General features: G+C 51.7%; 21 protein-coding genes. 13 read left to right on the plus strand and 8 right to left on the minus strand.

From position 1 onward, the window contains the following. Nucleotides 1-69: 69 nt before the first annotated feature. From purH to HRH59_RS17850, 8 genes are all read right to left on the minus strand, one after another. Nucleotides 70-1,656 (minus strand): bifunctional phosphoribosylaminoimidazolecarboxamide formyltransferase/IMP cyclohydrolase, encoded by a 1,587-nt coding sequence (gene purH, locus HRH59_RS17815; RefSeq protein ID WP_173502626.1) that lies wholly within the window; start codon nucleotides 1,654-1,656, stop codon nucleotides 70-72. 100 nt (nucleotides 1,657-1,756) lie between these two features. Further along, a complete protein-coding gene (gene fis / locus HRH59_RS17820) occupies nucleotides 1,757-2,047 on the minus strand; it encodes a DNA-binding transcriptional regulator Fis (protein WP_092789540.1) in 291 nt (96 codons plus the stop codon). Between the two features lie 17 nt (nucleotides 2,048-2,064). Beyond that, nucleotides 2,065-3,039 (minus strand): tRNA dihydrouridine synthase DusB, encoded by a 975-nt coding sequence (dusB, locus tag HRH59_RS17825; RefSeq protein WP_456239051.1) that lies wholly within the window; start codon nucleotides 3,037-3,039, stop codon nucleotides 2,065-2,067. Between the two features lie 66 nt (nucleotides 3,040-3,105). Beyond that, on the minus strand, nucleotides 3,106-3,366 hold the full coding sequence (locus tag HRH59_RS17830; protein ID WP_173502628.1) for a hypothetical protein: 261 nt from the start codon (nucleotides 3,364-3,366) through the stop codon (nucleotides 3,106-3,108). Nucleotides 3,367-3,626: 260 nt separating this feature from the next. Beyond that, on the minus strand, nucleotides 3,627-4,523 hold the full coding sequence (locus HRH59_RS17835) for a phosphoribulokinase (protein ID WP_173502629.1): 897 nt from the start codon (nucleotides 4,521-4,523) through the stop codon (nucleotides 3,627-3,629). Between the two features lie 132 nt (nucleotides 4,524-4,655). Beyond that, complete coding sequence (locus HRH59_RS17840) at nucleotides 4,656-6,431, minus strand: ExeM/NucH family extracellular endonuclease (RefSeq protein ID WP_173502630.1); 1,776 nt, start codon at nucleotides 6,429-6,431, stop codon at nucleotides 4,656-4,658. A 5-nt stretch (nucleotides 6,432-6,436) separates the two neighbouring features. Next, nucleotides 6,437-7,723 carry a phosphoribosylamine--glycine ligase gene (purD, locus tag HRH59_RS17845; protein ID WP_173502631.1) on the minus strand — a complete coding sequence of 429 codons (1,287 nt, stop codon included), beginning with the start codon at nucleotides 7,721-7,723 and terminating at the stop codon, nucleotides 6,437-6,439. A gap of 45 nt (nucleotides 7,724-7,768) precedes the next feature. After that, entirely contained in the window at nucleotides 7,769-8,605 is an 837-nt protein-coding gene (locus HRH59_RS17850) for a class I SAM-dependent methyltransferase (RefSeq protein WP_173502632.1), read from the minus strand. A gap of 170 nt (nucleotides 8,606-8,775) precedes the next feature. Between HRH59_RS17850 and trmJ the strand changes: the two genes are divergently transcribed. The 13 genes from trmJ to HRH59_RS17915 all read left to right on the plus strand — a co-directional run bounded on the left by trmJ (nucleotide 8,776) and on the right by HRH59_RS17915 (nucleotide 19,192). Beyond that, complete coding sequence (trmJ, locus tag HRH59_RS17855; RefSeq protein WP_173502633.1) at nucleotides 8,776-9,516, plus strand: tRNA (cytosine(32)/uridine(32)-2'-O)-methyltransferase TrmJ; 741 nt, start codon at nucleotides 8,776-8,778, stop codon at nucleotides 9,514-9,516. Nucleotides 9,517-9,519: 3 nt separating this feature from the next. Then, nucleotides 9,520-10,329 carry a serine O-acetyltransferase gene (gene cysE, locus HRH59_RS17860; RefSeq protein ID WP_173502634.1) on the plus strand — a complete coding sequence of 270 codons (810 nt, stop codon included), beginning with the start codon at nucleotides 9,520-9,522 and terminating at the stop codon, nucleotides 10,327-10,329. Between the two features lie 104 nt (nucleotides 10,330-10,433). Continuing rightward, nucleotides 10,434-10,916, plus strand: coding sequence for a Fe-S cluster assembly transcriptional regulator IscR (gene iscR, locus HRH59_RS17865; protein ID WP_173502635.1), 483 nt, complete (start codon nucleotides 10,434-10,436; stop codon nucleotides 10,914-10,916). Between the two features lie 17 nt (nucleotides 10,917-10,933). Beyond that, nucleotides 10,934-12,148, plus strand: a complete 1,215-nt coding sequence (locus tag HRH59_RS17870) for an IscS subfamily cysteine desulfurase (RefSeq protein WP_173502636.1) — start codon at nucleotides 10,934-10,936, stop codon at nucleotides 12,146-12,148. 30 nt (nucleotides 12,149-12,178) lie between these two features. After that, complete coding sequence (gene iscU, locus HRH59_RS17875) at nucleotides 12,179-12,562, plus strand: Fe-S cluster assembly scaffold IscU (protein WP_173502637.1); 384 nt, start codon at nucleotides 12,179-12,181, stop codon at nucleotides 12,560-12,562. 5 nt (nucleotides 12,563-12,567) lie between these two features. Then, complete coding sequence (gene iscA, locus HRH59_RS17880; protein WP_173502638.1) at nucleotides 12,568-12,891, plus strand: iron-sulfur cluster assembly protein IscA; 324 nt, start codon at nucleotides 12,568-12,570, stop codon at nucleotides 12,889-12,891. Nucleotides 12,892-12,906: 15 nt separating this feature from the next. Continuing rightward, nucleotides 12,907-13,431: a co-chaperone HscB gene (gene hscB, locus HRH59_RS17885; RefSeq protein ID WP_173502639.1), complete on the plus strand. Its 525-nt coding sequence runs from the start codon at nucleotides 12,907-12,909 to the stop codon at nucleotides 13,429-13,431. 8 nt (nucleotides 13,432-13,439) lie between these two features. Continuing rightward, nucleotides 13,440-15,293 carry a Fe-S protein assembly chaperone HscA gene (gene hscA / locus HRH59_RS17890; protein WP_173502640.1) on the plus strand — a complete coding sequence of 618 codons (1,854 nt, stop codon included), beginning with the start codon at nucleotides 13,440-13,442 and terminating at the stop codon, nucleotides 15,291-15,293. 3 nt (nucleotides 15,294-15,296) lie between these two features. After that, a complete protein-coding gene (gene fdx, locus HRH59_RS17895) occupies nucleotides 15,297-15,635 on the plus strand; it encodes an ISC system 2Fe-2S type ferredoxin (RefSeq protein WP_173502641.1) in 339 nt (112 codons plus the stop codon). Nucleotides 15,636-15,793: 158 nt separating this feature from the next. Then, complete coding sequence (locus HRH59_RS17900) at nucleotides 15,794-16,948, plus strand: porin (protein ID WP_173502642.1); 1,155 nt, start codon at nucleotides 15,794-15,796, stop codon at nucleotides 16,946-16,948. Between the two features lie 9 nt (nucleotides 16,949-16,957). Further along, nucleotides 16,958-17,371 (plus strand): phosphate ABC transporter substrate-binding protein, encoded by a 414-nt coding sequence (locus HRH59_RS17905; RefSeq protein ID WP_173502643.1) that lies wholly within the window; start codon nucleotides 16,958-16,960, stop codon nucleotides 17,369-17,371. A 157-nt stretch (nucleotides 17,372-17,528) separates the two neighbouring features. Beyond that, a complete protein-coding gene (gene ndk / locus HRH59_RS17910) occupies nucleotides 17,529-17,960 on the plus strand; it encodes a nucleoside-diphosphate kinase (RefSeq protein ID WP_173502644.1) in 432 nt (143 codons plus the stop codon). A gap of 107 nt (nucleotides 17,961-18,067) precedes the next feature. After that, nucleotides 18,068-19,192 carry a bifunctional tRNA (adenosine(37)-C2)-methyltransferase TrmG/ribosomal RNA large subunit methyltransferase RlmN gene (locus HRH59_RS17915; protein ID WP_173502645.1) on the plus strand — a complete coding sequence of 375 codons (1,125 nt, stop codon included), beginning with the start codon at nucleotides 18,068-18,070 and terminating at the stop codon, nucleotides 19,190-19,192. Nucleotides 19,193-19,197 lie beyond the last annotated feature (5 nt).

Consider the following 19,197-nt stretch of genomic DNA (forward strand, 5'->3'; position numbering starts at 1 on the left):
GAAAAATGCCGGTCAGCTTAACTGACCGGCATTACGCAAAAGCGGCCTTTTTAGTATTTAAAGCAGTGCTTAGTGTCTAAAGTGACGCACGCCGGTAAATACCATGGCCATGCCGTGCTCGTCTGCGGCGGCGATAACTTCTGCGTCGCGCATTGAACCGCCCGGCTGGATTACCGCGGTAATGCCGGCTGCAGCAGCGGCGTCGATACCGTCGCGGAACGGGAAGAAGGCGTCTGAGGCCATTACTGAGCCTTTTACTTCCAGCTTCTCGTCAGCAGCCTTGATACCGGCGATTTTCGCGCTGTATACGCGGCTCATTTGCCCGGCGCCAACACCAATCGTCATGCTGTCTTTTACGTACACAATGGCGTTAGATTTTACGAACTTAGCTACTTTCCAGCAGAACAGTAAGTCTTTCAGCTCTTGCTCCGTGGGCTGGCGCTTGGTGACTACTTTTAAATCAGCAGCAGTGACTTTGGCCTGATCGCGGTCTTGCAGCAGCATGCCGCCGTTAACCTGCTTGATATCCAGTGCAGCAGCAGCTGTGCTGAATTCACCGCATACCAATAAACGCACGTTAGGTTTGGTGCCTACAACCGCAACGGCCGCGGAAGTAGCTGAAGGCGCTATGATCACTTCGACAAACTGACGGCTGACAATTTCTTTTGCGGTGGTTTCATCCAGCTCGCGGTTAAAGGCAATAATGCCGCCAAAAGCTGAGGTTGGGTCGGTCTGGTAGGCACGGTTATAAGCGGCCAGAATAGAGTCGCCAATGGCCACACCGCACGGGTTAGCATGCTTAACAATAACGCAGGCCGGTTCAGCAAATTCTTTTACGCACTCCAGTGCGGCATCGGTATCAGCGATATTGTTGTATGACAACGCCTTACCCTGCAACTGCGTAGCAGTGGAAACAGAGGCTTCAGCCGCACCTTCCTGCACATAGAACGCTGCGCTTTGGTGGCTGTTTTCACCGTAACGTAAGTCTTGTTTCTTCACAAACTGGCTGTTGAAGGTACGCGGGAACTTGCTGGCAGGCTCGTTTGGCGTATCGTAGGCCGGTAACATGGCGCCAAAGTAGTTGGCTATCATGCCGTCGTACTGCGCGGTGTGCTCAAAGGCACTGATGGCCAGGCTAAAGCGGGTAGCATGGGTAGTAGCGCCGCCGTTAGCTTGCATTTCTGCCAGTACGCTGTCGTAGTCTTTGGCATTAACAACAATAGTGACATCTTTGTGGTTTTTCGCTGCCGCGCGCACCATAGTCGGGCCGCCGATATCGATATTCTCTACCGCATCTTCCAGTGTGCAGCCAGGCTTGGCTACAGTGCTGGCAAACGGATACAGGTTAACAACCACTAAGTCGATAGGGCCGATATTGTTATCAGCCATTACCGCTTCATCTACGCCGCGACGGGCTAAAATACCGCCGTGAATTTTCGGATGCAGGGTTTTTACCCGGCCGTCCATAATTTCCGGGTGGCCGGTATAGTCAGATACTTCAGTAACTTTAATGCCTTGTTCGGCCAACAGTTTAGCAGTACCACCGGTAGAGAGGATGTCCACTTGCTGCGCGGCCAGCGCGCGGGCAAATTCAACGATACCGGTTTTGTCTGACACACTTAGCAGTGCGCGGCGGATGGGTCTTAATGTCGTCATGCTTAGACTCTCTTGTAGCTTGCAGAAATCAGATTTTAACCTAACCAATAAAAAAGCACCCGAAGGTGCTTAGTGGCGGGGCCGGAGCCCCGCAGTGGCATTAACTCATGCCGTATTGTTTCAGCTTCTTACGCAGCGTGCCGCGGTTGATGCCCATCAGGTTGGCCGCGCGGGTTTGATTACCGCGGGTATACTTCATCACTTCTTCCAGTAACGGACGCTCTAATTCAGATAATACCAGTTCATATAAGTCGTTAACGTCCTGACCGTTTAATTGCTGCAGGTAGTTTGCAACAGCTTTCTGGGCTGCAGTGCTTAAAGCTTGTGGCTTTTCCTGCGTTTGTACGTGGGCGTTAGTAATAAATGGCGAAGTAACGTTCGAATTAAACATTGCTTTTCTCTTTTACGTTAGGTTGCTGCTAGTTGATGAAAATAGTCATTTAAGGCGTCAAGCTGCTGTTTAGCACACTCAATGCCATTGAATTCACTACGAAACACACCGAGCGTGTCATGCTCGGCTAAATACCAGCCCACATGTTTGCGGGCAATGCGGTAACCGGCGGACTCACCATAAAGCTGGTGTAAACCCTGCACATGTTCCAGCATAATCTGGCGTACCTCGGCTATGCCGGGCGGCGCCAGTTTGTCGCCAGTGGCCAGATAATGCACCACTTCGCGGAAAATCCATGGCCGTCCCTGTGCCGCGCGGCCAATCATAATGGCGTCGGCACCGGTGTAGTCCAGCACGTAGCGTGCTTTTTCCGCTCCGGTAATGTCGCCGTTGGCAATTACCGGGATAGAAACACTTTGTTTAATGGCGCAGATGGTGTCGTATTCCGCTTCACCTTTGTACATGCAGGCGCGTGTCCTGCCATGTACCGCCAGCGCCTGTATGCCGTTATCTTCTGCAATACGGGCGATCTGAATACCGTTTCTGTGCTCAGGATCCCAACCGGTACGTATTTTTAACGTAACCGGTACCTTTACGGCATCGACTACAGCACGCACTATTTGTTCCACTAAGTCCGGATACTGCAACAAGGCAGAGCCGGCCAGTTTTTTGTTCACTTTTTTCGCCGGGCAACCCATGTTGATGTCGATAATATCGGCACCTATAGCAACATTGTATTGCGCGGCTTCAGCCATTTGCTGTGGATCTGCGCCGGCTATTTGCACCGAGCGGATACCTGATTCCTGCCGGTGGCCCATGCGATTTTGTGATTTTTCGCTTTGCCATACCAATGGGTTGCTCGACAGCATTTCCGATACAGCTAAGGCTGCACCGAAACGGCGGCAAAGCTCACGAAAAGTGTGATCGGTCACTCCGGCCATCGGAGCACAAATTACCTTGTTCGCTAACTGATATGGACCTATGCGCACCACGTAATCCAAGGCTCTACCCGTAAGGGGCGCCAAGTTTACGGATTTTTTCCGTCAAAGCAAAGGTTATTATTTAAACAAAAGTGTAAATTTACCGGCCTTTGCGGTCTTGACATTCGCTAAACGGCTGAAAATTGGTGTTTTGTAAAGCTTAGACAACGGCAGCATGCGGGGTAGCGGAAATGAAAATTGTAGTGCTGTTGGTTTTGTGACCAGGGAGATGATGTAATTTTCGTAGCAATCCCGGTAGTTCAGTTGTAAACGCAAAAGCGGTATGCCCACACCAACACGCCGTAAATACGTCCCTGTAGGCTCGATTATAAACTTCATCCATGCAGTTTATCCTGCGGACCAGCAGAGCTGTTCAAATTCGCTCCCGGCGAATTTGTCAGCATCCATGCCTTCAACGGTTGGTTTAGGGCATACCACTTCTGCTGCCAGTGTATCCGGCCCGACGCCTAGGTTCCCAGCCAGTCTACCTGGCCCCGTGCCTGGCGCCGTTTAATCATCAGCTCTTCAATCAGCGGTGTTAAAATCAGCTCCATCGCCANGGCATACCACTTCTGCTGCCAGTGTATCCGGCCCGACGCCTAGGTTCCCAGCCAGTCTACCTGGCCCCGTGCCTGGCGCCGTTTAATCATCAGCTCTTCAATCAGCGGTGTTAAAATCAGCTCCATCGCCAGACCCATTTTACCGCCCGGCACTACCAGCGTATTTACCCGCGACATAAAGGCGCCGTTAATCATTTGCAGGTAGTAGGGGAAATCTACGTGCTTAATGCCGCGAAAGCGGATCACCACAAAACTCTCATCCAGCGACGGGATATCTTTGGCGCTGAACGGGTTGGAGGTGTCTACCGTGGGTACGCGTTGAAAGTTAATATGGGTGCGGGAAAACTGCGGCGTAATATGGTTAATATAGTCATCCATACTACGCACTATGCTGGCTTGCACAGCTTCGCGTGAATGGCCGCGCTCTGAGGTGTCGCGGATAATTTTTTGGATCCACTCTAAGTTAACTATCGGCACCATGCCAATCAGCAAGTCGACATGCTGCGCCACGTTATGCTCATCCGTTACCGCGCCGCCGTGTAAGCCTTCATAAAATAATAAGTCGGTATTGCTGCGTAAATCCTGCCACGGTGTAAAGGTGCCCGGCAATTGGTTATACGGCACGGCTTCGTCAAAGGTATGCAGATAATGGCGTATTTTGCCGCCACCGGTTTCGCCATAACTGGCAAAGAAGTTTTCCAGCGCGCCAAAGTCGTTGGCTTCGGCGCCAAAGTAGCTGATGTGTTTGCCGGCTTCTTTAGCTTTGCGAATAGCCACTTCCATTTCCGGCCGGCTGAAACGGTGAAAACAGTCACCCTCGACAAAGGCCGCATCAATGCCCAGGGTACGGAAAATATGCTGAAACGCCGTTGAGGTGGTGCTGGTGCCGGCACCAGACGAACCGGTAATAGCAATAATCGGGTTTTTATGTGACATGGGCGCGGCTCGCTAAGTTAACTGAACCTCACCTTAAAGCAACTGGCAAAGCAGGTGCAACTGTTTCTTCTGCTATTGCTGGTGTTACAACCGGTAAGTACTTGAATTACCTTGCCGGTTGCCAGAAATGCATCAGAACTGAAAAGTCGCGATTAACGGATCATGGTCTGACGAACGATAAGGTGTTGGTGCAAATAGCAGTTTTTGCTGCTGTTGGCTTTTAAACTCAGTATTGTAATCCAGTAATACCGGCTCGTCGGCGTTAATCGCCCAGTGCTGCATGCTGTGCAGCTGTTTTGCTAACGCCGGGCTTGCCAGCGCATGATCCAGCGAGCCGCTGCGGCCACGATACACATAAGAGTATTGCCTGCCTTCTGCGGCACTGAGATAGTGCCAGCTGCGTTGCTCCAGTGCCCGGACAGGGTCTTCCAAACGATAGGCATTTAAATCGCCCAGAATAATCTGCTTATCGGTTTTTACCCCGGTAGGCTGCGTGGCCAGCCAGTCACTCAGTGCCCTGGCCGATGCGGTGCGTAAGGCGTTCCAGCACGCCTGGCCGTCTTGCTGATCAGCATTGGCATCTGCGCTGTCTTTCGGGCAGCTGCCCTTGGATTTAAAGTGATTAATGCTGACGGTAACCAGCTCATTGGAAGCCAGATGGCGGAAGCTCTGCGCCAGTGGCGGCCGGCTGCCCCAGTCAAAAGGTTTAGCCAGCAACATCGCCGCTTTACCTTCAACGCTGACGGCAGAAGGCCGGTACAGCAAGGCCACTTTAATAGCATCTGAGCCCGGCCGTTCAGCGGTAATAATAAAGCGGTAAGGCTTAGCTGTAACTTTATTCAGCGCATTGGTCAGGTGAGCTAACGCAGCTTGCTGGCTGTAGCCGTTGTTCTCGACTTCCAGCAGACCGATAACATCGGCGTCCAGTGCGGCCAGCGCGCTGACAGTTTTTGCCTGTTGGCGTGCTAATTCGGCGGCAGTACTTGCACCGCGCCGTGTCGGAAATGCAGGGTTTTGTCCGGCCCCGTTAAAGTAGTTCAGTACGTTAAAAGCGGCGATGCGCAGCGCTTTGGCCGGTTTAGCATCCGGCGCTGCCGGGCGCGGGTTAGTACTGTGAAAATGCGCAGTGTTGGTGGGCACCAGGCGGTAGCCGCGTTCATCCTGCAGCAGCACGCCTTCGACCTTACTTACGCTGTCGCCAACGCGCAGGGTATTGGCCGCCGTTAACAAGGTTTCGCCAAACCGCAGCGGATCGGGGTTTTGCTGATAGCTGCCGTCGTCCAGTACCAGCATATGCCGCAGCTGTTGTACTGTGTTCATGGCGACAGCATCTTTACCCGGCGTCATCACTTCAGTGGCGGTCATTAAACGCGTATCGGCCAGGGTAATTTCGCCGTAGCGGCCAAGGCCGTAGGTGTCGTTTACCGTAAGTGTTTGCTCAAAACGCAGCAAGGCGCCTTCGAGTTGCTCCCAATTCTGCTGCTCCGCCAGGGGTAACTGCAGTGTAACCGGCGCCGGCGCGGCCGTTTCGCCACACAGCTTAATATCGCTGATCTGTGCCAAAGCGGTTAACTGATTAATCTCGGCTACGGTACCGCTAACCTGCAGCAATTGGCCGGCTTGATATACTGCGGCGGCCTCGTTGTCGGCAATAAACAGGCTGTCAGCACCGGCGTTGTCAGCGCGCTCGACAGCGCGCAACACGATGCCGGCGGCGGTACTGCCCGGGTACACCACGGCTGTAACCACACCGCGTGTGGTTAATTGCCGGCCTTGCAGCGGACTGCTGTCTGCTGTGCCCTGAATGTCGGGTATGGCGGTAAAGGCGTTATCACAAGCCGTTGCAGCGGTAACAGGCAGCGCGCTGCCTAACAGCAAGGCACCGCGCAGAACAAACAATTTAAACATAATAACTACTTTTGCTCGCGGGCAATGGCACGGTAGCCGATATCAGTACGGCAGAACATGCCATCCCAGCTGATTTTATCCACCAGCTGGTAGGCCGCCTGCTGTGCTGCGGTAACATTGGCACCCAGCGCAGTGGCGCACAGTACGCGGCCGCCGTTGGTAACAACATTGCCGTCTTTGAACTCAGTGCCGGCATGAAATACTTTGGCTGTCTGGCTGTCAGCGCCATCCAAACCGTGGATAACCTTGCCTTTGGCGTAAGCGTCCGGGTAACCACCGGCAGCCAACACTACGCCTACCGCCGCTTGCGGGGTAAAGCGGATCGTTTTGCCGGCAAGTTCAGTTTTGCTGGCAGCTAAGCACAGCTCAACCAAATCAGATTCTAAGCGCAGCATAATCGGCTGTGTTTCCGGGTCACCAAAGCGGCAGTTAAATTCCAGCACTTTAGCGCTGCCGTCTTCAGCTATCATTAAACCGGCGTATAAAAAGCCGGTAAATACCGTACCTTCTGCGGCCATGCCATTTACGGTCGGGTAAATTACATTTTGCATTACCCAGTCGTGTACTGCCGGGGTGACCACCGGGGCCGGTGAATAGGCACCCATACCGCCGGTGTTCGGGCCTTTGTCGGCGTTGTCGCGCGCTTTGTGATCTTGTGAAGAGGCAAACGGCAGTGCCGTAGTGCCATCTACCATCACGATAAACGAGGCTTCTTCACCGGTTAAAAACTCTTCTACTACCACCCGGCTGCCGGCATCACCAAACTTATTACCGGATAACATATCGTCGATTGCCGCTGCGGCTTCGTCCTGCGTTTGCGCAATAATGACGCCTTTACCGGCGGCTAAGCCGTCGGCTTTGATAACCACCGGGCTGCCGAGCTTTGCGGCAAAGGCTTTTGCCGGAGCAACGTCAGTAAAGGTTTGGTAAGCAGCGGTAGGAATGTTGTGCCGGGCTAAAAAGTCTTTGGCGAAGGCTTTAGAACTTTCCAGCTGCGCAGCGGCCTGCGTCGGGCCGAAAATAGCCAGCCCGGTGGCGCGAAATGCATCTACCACGCCTTTGGCCAGCGGAGCTTCCGGGCCCACTATGGTCAGCGCAATGTTTTCGGCTTTAGCAAAGGCCAGCAGGGCCGGCACATCATCTGCCGCTATGGCGACATTGGTCAGGGTGCTTTCGCGGGCGGTGCCGGCATTACCGGGCGCAACAAATACCTTGCTGGCCAGAGGTGACTGCGCTGCTTTCCACGCCAGTGCATGTTCGCGGCCACCGCCGCCAATTACCAATACGTTCATTTAGCTTTCCGTCAGTTGTTCAATAAAGGGTTATTCAGTACAAATTTATTGCGTTAAGGGCTTGCGAAACTTCAGTGTCATACGGTCACTTTCACCGATGGCCAGATACTTATCTTTATTCTGCTCTTTTAAACGCAATACCGGTGGTAAAGTCCAGACACCGCCGGGATGATCGGCGCTGTCTTTCGGGTTGGCGTTAATCTCGCTTTGCGCTTCCAGCACAAAACCGGCTTGTTCTGCCAGGCGCACAGCCAGAGCTTGCGGGAAATAGCCGGTTTTTTGCCAATCGCCGCTGGCTTTATCTGCCGGTAAGCGGTGCTCTACCACGCCCAGTACGCCGCCCGGTTTTAACGCGGTATAAAAATCTTTGAAGATGGTTACCATGCCGTCATCGCCGCCGTTGCTATACCAGTTGTGCAGGTTGCGGAAGGTTAATACCACATCGGCACTACCGGCCGGAGCAATGGCAGCGCTGTTGCCCGGGGCAAACTCAGTTAACTGTACGCGGTTATAAACGGGGTTAGCTGCCAGTTTTTCAACAAAGGCCGCACGGTTACGCTTGTAGTAATCAGATGTGCTGTCTGCCGGAAAATGTGCTGCATAGTAAGTACCGTGTGCTGCCAGCAGTGGCGCCAGAATTTCACTATACCAGCCACCACCCGGGGAAATTTCTACTACAGTACTGGCCGGTGTAACATCAAAAAACTGCAAGGTCGCTACCGGGTTACGGTACTTGTCACGGGCAACATTGGCGGGGCTGCGGCTCTGGTGATCTACCGCCAGTTGCAGTGCTTCAGCCTGTTGCTGCGCAGTATCGCCGGCAACAGCCAGTGGGCTTAACAGAAGAGCAGACAGCGCTATAGCGAGTTTTATTGTTTTCATCTTCGTGGTTCCCTGGAGTAAAAGTCGCGCTAGTGTAGCAAAACAATGGCTAAAAAGCAGGTTGGGCCTGCGCATTAATCTGTTTTATTCAGATGGCCAGACTGCTATTTTCTCATCAACAAATGCCGCGGGCTATGCTAGAATGCCTGCCCTTTAACGCGGGAAGCCTTATGTCAGACCAGATCCGTATCATTCTTGTGGGCACCACTCATACCGGCAATATTGGCTCGGTGGCCCGCGCCATGAAAACCATGGGTTTATCAGCGCTGTATTTAGTAGCGCCCAAAGAGCTGCCCGACGGCCAGGCCTATGCGCTGTCGGCCGGTGCCAGCGATATTCTGGCAAATGCCAAAGTGTTTGATACCCTGCAAGACGCCATCAGTGATTGCGGCCTGGTGGTGGGCAGCAGTGCGCGTTCACGTACCCTAAGCTGGCCGATGCTGGAGCCGCGAGAGTGCGGTATTAAGGCGGTACAGGAAGCGGCCACACAGCCGGTAGCGCTGGTGTTTGGCCGCGAAAGCAGTGGCTTAAGCAATGAAGAGCTGCAACTTTGCAACTACCATGTCTGCATACCGGCCAACCCGGAGTACAGTTCGCTTAATCTGGCGATGGCGGTGCAAATTATTACTTACGAAGTGCGGATGGCGCGGTTACAGCAAGCGTCGCAGCCACAGGCTGTGGAAGAGGCGGCTTACCCCAGCAGCGAACAGATGCACAGCTTTTATCAGCATCTGGAACAAACGCTGAACGACACCGGCTTTATTATCAAACAACATCCGGGCGTGGTGATGACTAAGCTAAAGCGGTTATTTACCAGGGCGCGGCCGGAAGAGGCTGAATACAACATACTGCGTGGCATTTTAACCTCAGTGCAGCGTTATGGCCGCAAGGCGCAGGGTGATAAGGAGTAGCGCATGTTTGCCGGTATTAAAGAAGATATTAAAAGTGTATTTGAACGCGACCCTGCCGCGCGCAGCAGCTTTGAAGTACTGACCAATTATCCGGGCCTGCATGCTATCTGGTGGCACCGTGTCAGCCATAAACTATGGCGGGCAAACTGGAAATGGCTGGCGCGCTTTTTAAGCACCCTGGCCCGCTGGTTTACCGGAGTAGAAATTCACCCTGGCGCTAAAATTGGCCGGCGTTTTTTTATCGACCACGGTATGGGCGTGGTGATTGGCGAAACTGCTGAAATCGGTGATGACGTCACCCTGTATCACGGCGTTACGCTGGGCGGCACCAGTTGGAACCCGGGCAAACGGCACCCGACTTTAGCCAACGGTGTGGTTATCGGTGCCGGCGCCAAAGTGCTCGGGCCCTTAATGGTCGGCGAAAACGCCCGAATCGGCTCTAATGCGGTGGTAGTAAAGGATGTGCCGGCCGGCGCTACCGTAATAGGTATCCCGGGACGCATTGTCGCCAAAGCCGATGTTGAAGTCAGTGCAGAGCGCAAGCAACTGGCGCAGAAGTTTGGTTTTGATGCTTACGCCGTCGCGGCCGACAACCCGGATCCGGTGGCCAATGCCATAGGCCGCATGCTGGACCATATTCAACTGCTGGATACCAAAGTCGGTGAGTTATGTCACAGCGTAAATCAACTCGGCGGTAACGTCTGCGAAGAAGTACCGACTGTTGATATAGATGAAGAAGACTTCAGGTTAGCAGAAAAACGCGCGGCAGAAGCGCGTAAACGCGATGTAGAAGCCTTTGACCCGAACATTTAAATTGAACCTGAAACACTAATACCTGACTAATGCAGTAGGTTATTAATACTTGACTAAAACAGTCGGGAATGTACAATAGCGCCAGTGTTTTCAGGGAGCAAACTATGAGATTAACTTCGAAAGGCCGCTATGCGGTAACGGCGATGTTGGATGTTGCCTTACACACAGCAACCGGGCCGGTGCCATTGGCCGATATTTCTGTACGCCAGGGTATTTCGTTGTCTTATCTTGAACAATTGTTTGCCCGCTTACGTAAACAAGGTCTGGTCAGCAGTGTACGTGGCCCGGGCGGCGGTTATCAACTGGGCCGTGAAGCCGCAGCTATTTCGGTTTCAGACGTGATAAGCGCGGTAGATGAGTCGGTAGACGCTACTCGTTGCCAAGGCAAATCTGACTGCCACAGCGGTACGCGCTGTTTAACCCATACCTTGTGGAGCGATTTAAGCCACCGCATTGAAGATTTTCTTACCGGCATTACGCTGGGGGAGCTGGTAAACCAGCAAGATGTACAAACCCTGGCAAAACGGCAGAACAGCCGCATTGTAAAGAACCCGGCAACTGATATCGAAGTCAGCTGTCAGCTGTAGGCAACACGGAGCAAATAATGAAGCTACCTATTTATCTGGATTACGCTGCAACTACCCCGGTCGACGCCCGGGTAGCAGAAAAAATGATGCAGTTTTTAACTATGGACGGCGAGTTTGGTAACCCGGCGTCGCGTTCGCATCGTTTTGGCTGGCAGGCGGAAGAAGCGGTAGAAATTGCCCGCAGCCAGATTGCTGAACTGATCAACGCTGATCCGCGTGAAATCGTGTTTACTTCCGGCGCTACTGAATCAAATAACCTGGCCATTAAAGGCGCAGCCGATTTTTACCGTAAAAAAGGTAAGCACCTGATTACGGTAAAAACCGAACATAAAGCCACGCTGGATACCATGCGTCAGCTGGAGCGTGAAGGTTACGAGGTAACATACCTTGAGCCACAGACTGATGGCCTGGTGACTATCGCCATGTTGGAAGCGGCTATCCGCCCTGACACTACCGTGGTCAGCGTGATGTTTGTTAATAACGAAATCGGCGTGGTACAGGATATCGCAGCCATTGGCGAGCTGTGCCGCAGTAAAGGTATTATTTTCCATGTCGACTCTGCTCAGGCGGCCGGCAAAGTGGATATCGACTTACAAACACTGAAAGTCGATTTAATGTCGTTTTCAGCACACAAGGCTTATGGCCCTAAGGGTATCGGCGCGTTATTTGTGCGGCGTAAACCCCGTATTCGCTTAGAAGCACAGATGCACGGCGGCGGCCACGAGCGCGGTATGCGTTCAGGCACCTTGCCGACGCACCAAATTGTTGCCATGGGCGAGGCGTTTCGTTTAGCCAAGCTGGAAATGCACGATGAAATTCAACGTATCACCGTGTTACGTGACCGCTTATTAAACGGCGTAAAAGATATTGAACAGGTGTTTTTAAACGGTAACCGTGAACACCGCGTGCCGCATATTACCAATATCAGCTTTAACTATGTTGAAGGTGAGTCGCTGATTATGGCGTTAAAAGATATTGCCGTGTCGTCGGGCTCTGCCTGTACCTCTGCCAGCCTGGAGCCGTCTTATGTATTGCGCGCCCTTGGTATGAGTGACGAGCTGGCACACAGTTCTATCCGTTTCAGTATTGGCCGCTACACCACCGAAGCGCAAATTGATCACACTATTAAAATAGTGCATCAGGCAATTGAAAAACTGCGCGCTATGTCGCCGTTGTGGGACATGTTCAAAGACGGCGTCGATTTAAATACCGTGGCCTGGGTTGCGCACTAAGCGCACCGGCTGCACATTGAGGTAACTATCATGGCTTACAGTAATAAAGTAATTGATCACTATGAAAACCCGCGCAACGTCGGCTCGTTTGATAAAGACGACGCCAGTGTTGCTACCGGTATGGTAGGCGCACCGGCTTGTGGCGACGTAATGAAGCTGCAAATTAAGGTAAATGCCGAGGGCATTATCGAAGATGCCAAGTTTAAAACCTATGGTTGCGGCAGTGCTATTGCATCAAGCTCGCTGGTAACCGAGTGGGTAAAAGGCAAAAGCCTGGCTGAAGCACAGCAAATCAGCAATACCGACATCGCTCAGGAGCTGGCGTTGCCACCGGTGAAAATTCACTGTTCTATCCTGGCCGAAGATGCCATTAAAGCAGCGATTGCTGACTATAAGCAAAAACACGGAGGCTAAGCGTTATGGCGATTTCGATGACAACGGCAGCCGCAGAACGGGTGCGCAGCTTTATGCAAAACCGTGGCAAAGGCGTGGGCTTGCGGGTTGGCGTTAAAACCACCGGTTGCTCTGGTCTGGCTTATGTACTGGAGTTTGTCGATACGCTGAATGACGATGACGAAGTGTTTGAACATGACGATCTAAAGCTGATTGTTGATGGTAAAAGCCTGGTCTATATCGACGGTACACAATTGGATTTTGTTAAAGAAGGCCTGAACGAAGGCTTTAAGTTTAACAACCCGAATGTGAACGGCGAATGTGGTTGTGGCGAAAGCTTTACTGTTTAAACGTGTAAGGGCCGGATGAACTATTTTCAGCTGTTTAATCTGCCGGCGCAGTTCGATCTTGACTTAACTGAGTTAGGCTCGCGTTATTTGCAACTGCAACGGCGTTTTCACCCGGATCAGCACAGTGCAGGTTCTGAGCGCGATCGTCTGTTGGCCGTGCAGCAAACGGCCAATATTAATGATGCCTATCACAGCTTAAAGCAGCCGTTGCTGCGGGCGGAACATCTGTTGGCGTTGCGAGGTTTAAAAATAAGCCATGAACAGCGCAGTTTTAACGACCCGCAGTTTTTAATGCAGCAGATGGAACTGCGTGAGCAGTTAGCCGACATTGCACAAAGCGACGATGCCGATGCGGTAATCGACAGCATTGAGCGGCAATTGCAGCAGCAAAAAAAGCAGTTGTTACAGCAGTTGGCCACGGCATTAGATGCCGGCAGTGCTGAGCAGGATCAACTGGCGGCAGACCTCATTCGTAAACTAAAATTTTTCTTTAAGCTACAGCAAGAGCTGGAGCTGACAGAACAGCAACTACAAGACTAAACAACACAATGCTATTACAAATCGCAGAGCCCGGACAAAGCGCTGCGCCGCATCAGCACAAGCTGGCGGCCGGTATTGACCTTGGTACCACTAACTCTTTGGTTGCAGCTGTGCGCAGCGGCGAAGCGAAGACTTTGGTAAATGCGCAGGGCCGCGATATGTTGCCTTCGGTAGTGCGCTATACCCACGACAAGGTTATTGTCGGCGACGCGGCGATGGCTGCCGCAGTAGATGATGCCGACAACACCATAGTGTCGGTTAAGCGTCTGATGGGTAAAGGTTACAGCGAAACCCTGGCGTTAAAAGACAAGGTGCCGTACCAGCTGATTGATCAGCAGGGTTTAGTGGCAATAAATACGGCTCAGGGTATTAAAAACCCGGTTGAAGTGTCGGCAGAAATTCTGGCTACCCTGGCCAATACCGCCAGTGAAACCCTTGGCGGCGAGCTTAATGGTGTAGTGATCACCGTACCGGCCTATTTTGATGATGCCCAGCGTCAGGCCACCAAAGATGCCGCCAAACTGGCCGGATTAAATGTCCTGCGTTTGTTAAATGAGCCTACCGCCGCTGCACTGGCCTACGGCCTCGACTCCGGCCAGGAAGGTATTATTGCCGTGTATGACCTGGGGGGCGGTACCTTTGATATTTCTATTTTACGCCTGCGCCGTGGCGTGTTTGAAGTGCTGGCTACCGGCGGTGATTCAGCGCTGGGTGGCGATGATTTTGACCATGCCATTGTCAGCTATCTGCAACAGCAAAGCGGTGAAGTACAATTATCGCACCAGCAAATGCGGCAATATTTAACCACAGCGCGCAGCATTAAAGAGCAGCTTACCGACAGCGATACAGTAAGCTTCAGCCTGCCAACCGCCGGTGGTGTGCATAGCGGCACGTTAAATAAAGCAGATTTTGAGCAACTGATTGGCGCCTTGGTGAAGAAAACTATCCGTGCTTGTCGTCAGGTATTGCGTGATGCCGGTTTAACCGGCGAAGACATCGTCAAAGTAGTGATGGTCGGTGGTTCTACCCGGGTACCGCTGGTGCGCAGCGAAGTAGCGGCATTTTTTGCTACACAGCCGCTTACGTCGATTGACCCGGATAAAGTGGTGGCAATAGGCGCCGCTATTCAGGCCAATGTGTTGGTGGGCAATAAGGCCGATGGTGATACCTTGCTGCTGGACGTGATCCCGTTATCGCTGGGTCTTGAAACCATGGGTGGCTTAACTGAAAAAATTATTCCGCGTAATACGGTCATTCCGGTAGCGCGGGCACAGGAATTTACCACCTTTAAAGATGGCCAAACCGCCATGGCGTTGCACGTAGTGCAGGGCGAGCGTGAACTGGTAGATGATTGCCGTTCACTGGCGCGCTTTGAGCTACGCGGTATACCACCGATGCCGGCTGGTGGTGCGCATATCCGCGTAACTTTTCAGGTCGATGCCGACGGCCTGTTAAGTGTTACCGCCCAGGAAAAATCCAGCGGCGTGCAGGCCAATATTCAGGTGAAGCCGTCTTACGGCTTAAGTGATGATCAAGTAGCGACCATGCTGAAAAGCTCAATGCAGTATGCCCGCCAGGATATGCAGCTGCGGCTGTTACGCGAGCAACAAGTTGAGGCAGAGCGGGTGCTGGAAGCGGTGTCTCAGGCATTGAAAGCCGATGCTGCTTTGCTTAGTGCGCAAGAGCATACTGACATTAATCAGGCGCTGGCTGAGCTGGCGCGGGTAAAACAAGGTGATGACACCGCAGCAATTAAAGCCGCGATTGAACACACTAACCATTTGACTGACGACTTTGCCGCACGGCGTATGGATCAATCGGTCCGCAGTGCGTTAACAGGCCATAACGTGGACGAGGTATAACAGATGCCACAAATTGTATTTTTACCCCATGCCGAGCTATGCCCGGACGGTGCCGCGGTGGAAGCCAAAACCGGCGAGACAGTATTAGATGTGGCACTGCGCAGCGGTATCTCCATTGAGCATGCCTGTGAGAAATCCTGTGCCTGCACTACCTGCCACGTTATTGTCCGCGAAGGCTTTTACTCGCTGAACGAAAGTGACGAGTTAGAAGACGATATGCTGGATAAGGCGTGGGGGCTGGAAAGTGAGTCGCGGTTAGGCTGCCAGGCACGTATCGCCGACGAGGATTTAGTGGTGGAAATTCCGAAGTATACGGTAAATATCGTCAGTGAAGGTCATTAAGTTTTTTCTTACTTACATCGCTTGATGCAATAACGGCCCATAGTGGCCGTTTTTTTATGCCAATTAACTGATCTAACTTAATTAAAAGCTAATGTTGTCTGGATGAAAGAAAATCTTCAGCTAAGATCACTAAGACATCGATAACAGACGGGGTAATTATGTTAAAAAAATCTCTGATAGCGGCAACGTTATCAACTTTGCTGGCAGCGCCGGCCTACGCAGACCTCACCATAAACGGCTTTGCCTCCATTAAAGCCGGCATGACGCTGGACAGTGACGACACACTTTATGGCTATGAAGACAGCCCCGACTTTAAAAATGAGAGTTTATTTGCGGTGCAGGTAATGTCTGATCTGGGCGAGAAGCTGTCAGTAACGGCGCAGTTAATGGGCCGTGGCAATGAAGACTTCGATGTCGGCTTTGAGTGGGCGTTTATCAGTTATCAGCTGACTGACGACGTGCGTATCAATGCCGGCCGTTTGCGCACGCCGTTTTACAAATATTCAGATTTTCGCGACGTAGGCTATGCCTATGACTGGCTGCGCGTACCACAAGGTGTGTATGGCCTCGGTTTTGACAATATTGAAGGGGTATCGTTATACCATACTACCCAATTGGGCAGCTTTGATTCCAGCTTGCAATTAGTCGCGGGTGCCTATGACGGTGAAGCCCGCATCAGCGGCACTGACGTAAACGCAGAGATTGAAAATATTGTTGGTGTGACATGGGAGCTGGGCAAGGATTGGTACAGTTTTCGCGCTGCCTACCTTATCGGTAAGGTCAGTGTTGGTGCCGAAGCCGTGCAGCTGCAACCTGGTGTAACTTTTGGTGATTTCTTTGCCGGTTTATCCGGCGCCGGTTTTGGCGCCCTGGTAAATGAAATTGATATCAATGAAGAAGACGGTGCCTTTTTGGGCTTCGGTTTTACCGCGGACAAAAATGACTGGCTGCTGGTAGCGGAGTACACCCTGGTCGAGGTAGATAACAGCTTTATTTCTGATCAGAAAAACTTTTATGTGTCCATCGGCCATCGTTTTGACAGCATCACACCTTATGTCTCTTATGAAAAAGAGGATAACGAGGCAAAAACAGAAATTTATACGCCTTACCTGGCAACATTGCCGCCACAGCTGTTGCTGCCGGTTGCCGGTATAGTGCAAAGCCAGGCGCGTGAAGCCACCACCTATAATATTGGTTTGCGTTATGACTTCCATCCTTCAGCGGCGTTTAAAGTGCAATACAGCTCTGAAGATAATGAACTCGCTGATCTGCGCCAGGATGTTTTGGCGTTTGGCGTAGATGTCGTATTTTAAGGAGGCATTATGCGCATAATTAAAGCTGCTTTATTAGTTGCAGCAATGGTATCCGGTTCAGTATTGGCCGATATTGCTGTGGTGGTTAATCCGGCGAATGCCAATGCGGTGTCTGCCGATGACTTAAGCCGGTTATTTTTGGGCCGGACCAGTAACTTTGCCGATGGCAGCAAAGCCACGCCGTTAAACCTTGCCGAAGGTCAGCCGGCCCGCGATGAATTTGACAATAAAGTATTGAATCGTTCATCAGCACAATTAAAAGCCTATTGGTCCAAGCTGGTATTTACCGGTAAAGGCACACCGCCGAAAGAGCTGAGCGACGATGCCGCAGTTAAAGCTGCAGTTGCTGCCGACGCCACGGCAATCGGTTATATCAGCAGCAGCAGCGTGGATAGCAGCGTAAAAGTGGTTGCCAGCTTCTAGCCACCTTGTTGTAACAAAAAGCCGCGATACTTGGGTGTAAACCTGCAGTACGCGGCTTTTTTGTCAGCAAAAATAGGTTTTTTTTTGCAACTAGCGTATAATTTGCCGCCTTAAATTTTAATCATTTAGTTTAAACCAACTTAATCAGGAGCCTGTTATGGCGTTAGAACGCACTTTTTCAATTATCAAGCCGGATGCAGTAGCAAAGAACGTTATCGGTGCTATCTACAACCGTTTTGAATCTGCCGGTTTACGTATCGTTGCCGCTAAAATGCTACACTTAAGCCGTGAACAAGCTGAAGGTTTCTACGCTGAGCACAGCGCACGTCCGTTCTTTGGCGCTTTAGTGTCTTTTATGACCTCTGGCCCGGTAATGGTTCAGGTATTGGAAGGTGAAGACGCTGTGCGTAAAAACCGCGAAATCATGGGTGCTACTAACCCTAAAGATGCGACTGCCGGTACTTTACGTGCAGATTATGCTGCCAGCATCGACGAAAACGCAGTACATGGTTCAGACGCTGCTGCTTCTGCCGCGCGTGAAATTGCTTACTTCTTTACTGAAGCAGAGCTGTGTGCCCGTACCCGTTAAGCGTTAATCGCCTGCGGTAACGGACTAAGGGGGCGGCAAGCCCCCTTAGTGCATGTTGGTACAGTGTTTTATGGCTATTGTTTATTGTGGTAAGGAGCGCTCTGCAAATGACTGAGCAGCATAACAAAATTAATTTACTTGATTTAACGCGCGCGCAAATGCAGCAGTTTTTCGTTGATATGGGCGAAAAGCCGTTTCGTGCCGATCAGGTAATGAAATGGATTTACCACTTCTGTATCGATGACTTCGATAAGATGAGCAATATCAATAAAGTATTGCGGGAAAAACTCAAAGCACGCTGTGTAATAGACGCGCCGGTGGTGGTAACACGCCAGGACAGCTCAGACGGTACCATTAAGTTTGTTATGGGCTTAAGCGGTGGCCAGGAAGTGGAAACCGTGTGGATCCCTGAGAAAGACCGCCGCACCCTGTGTGTATCATCTCAGGTGGGTTGTGCGCTGGATTGCTCGTTTTGCTCTACTGCTCAGCAGGGCTTTAACCGTAACCTCAGTGTGTCAGAAATTATCGGCCAGGTGTGGCGGGTAGCACAAATCATTGGCAGCTATGGCGATACCGGCGACAAGCCGGTGACCAATGTGGTTATGATGGGCATGGGCGAACCGCTGCTGAATCTGAATAACGTGGTGCCGGCGATGGAATTGATGCTGGAAGATTTCGGCTTTGGTTTATCTAAACGCCGCGTAACGTTAAGCACCTCCGGCGTAGTGCCGGCGCTGGATTTACTGCGCGAAAAAATTGATGTGGCGCTGGCTATTTCGCTGCATGCGCCGAACAACGAGCTGCGCAACGAACTGGTACCGGTAAACCGCAAATATCCGATGGAAGAATTTTTAGCGGCCTCAAGACGTTATGTGGCGAACTCTAAGGCCAATGACAAGGTCACAGTAGAGTACGTAATGCTTGATGGCGTGAACGACAGCATGGAGCAGGCACATGAATTGGCGCAGGCGTTAAAAGATACGCCGTCAAAAATTAACCTGATCCCGTTTAACCCTTATCCTGGCTCGCCGTACAAGCGTTCAAGTAATTCACGGATTGACAGATTTAACAAAGTCTTACAAGAATACGGCTTTACTGTTATTGTACGCAAAACCCGCGGTGACGATATCGACGCGGCCTGTGGCCAGTTAGTGGGTGATGTGATCGACAGAACAAAACGGCTGATAAAAAAACAGCAAAAAGGCCAGCCGATCACTGTCAAAATGTTGTAATAAAT

The sequence above is a fragment of the Rheinheimera lutimaris genome (assembly GCF_013283795.1).
GTDB lineage: Bacteria > Pseudomonadota > Gammaproteobacteria > Enterobacterales > Alteromonadaceae > Alishewanella > Alishewanella lutimaris.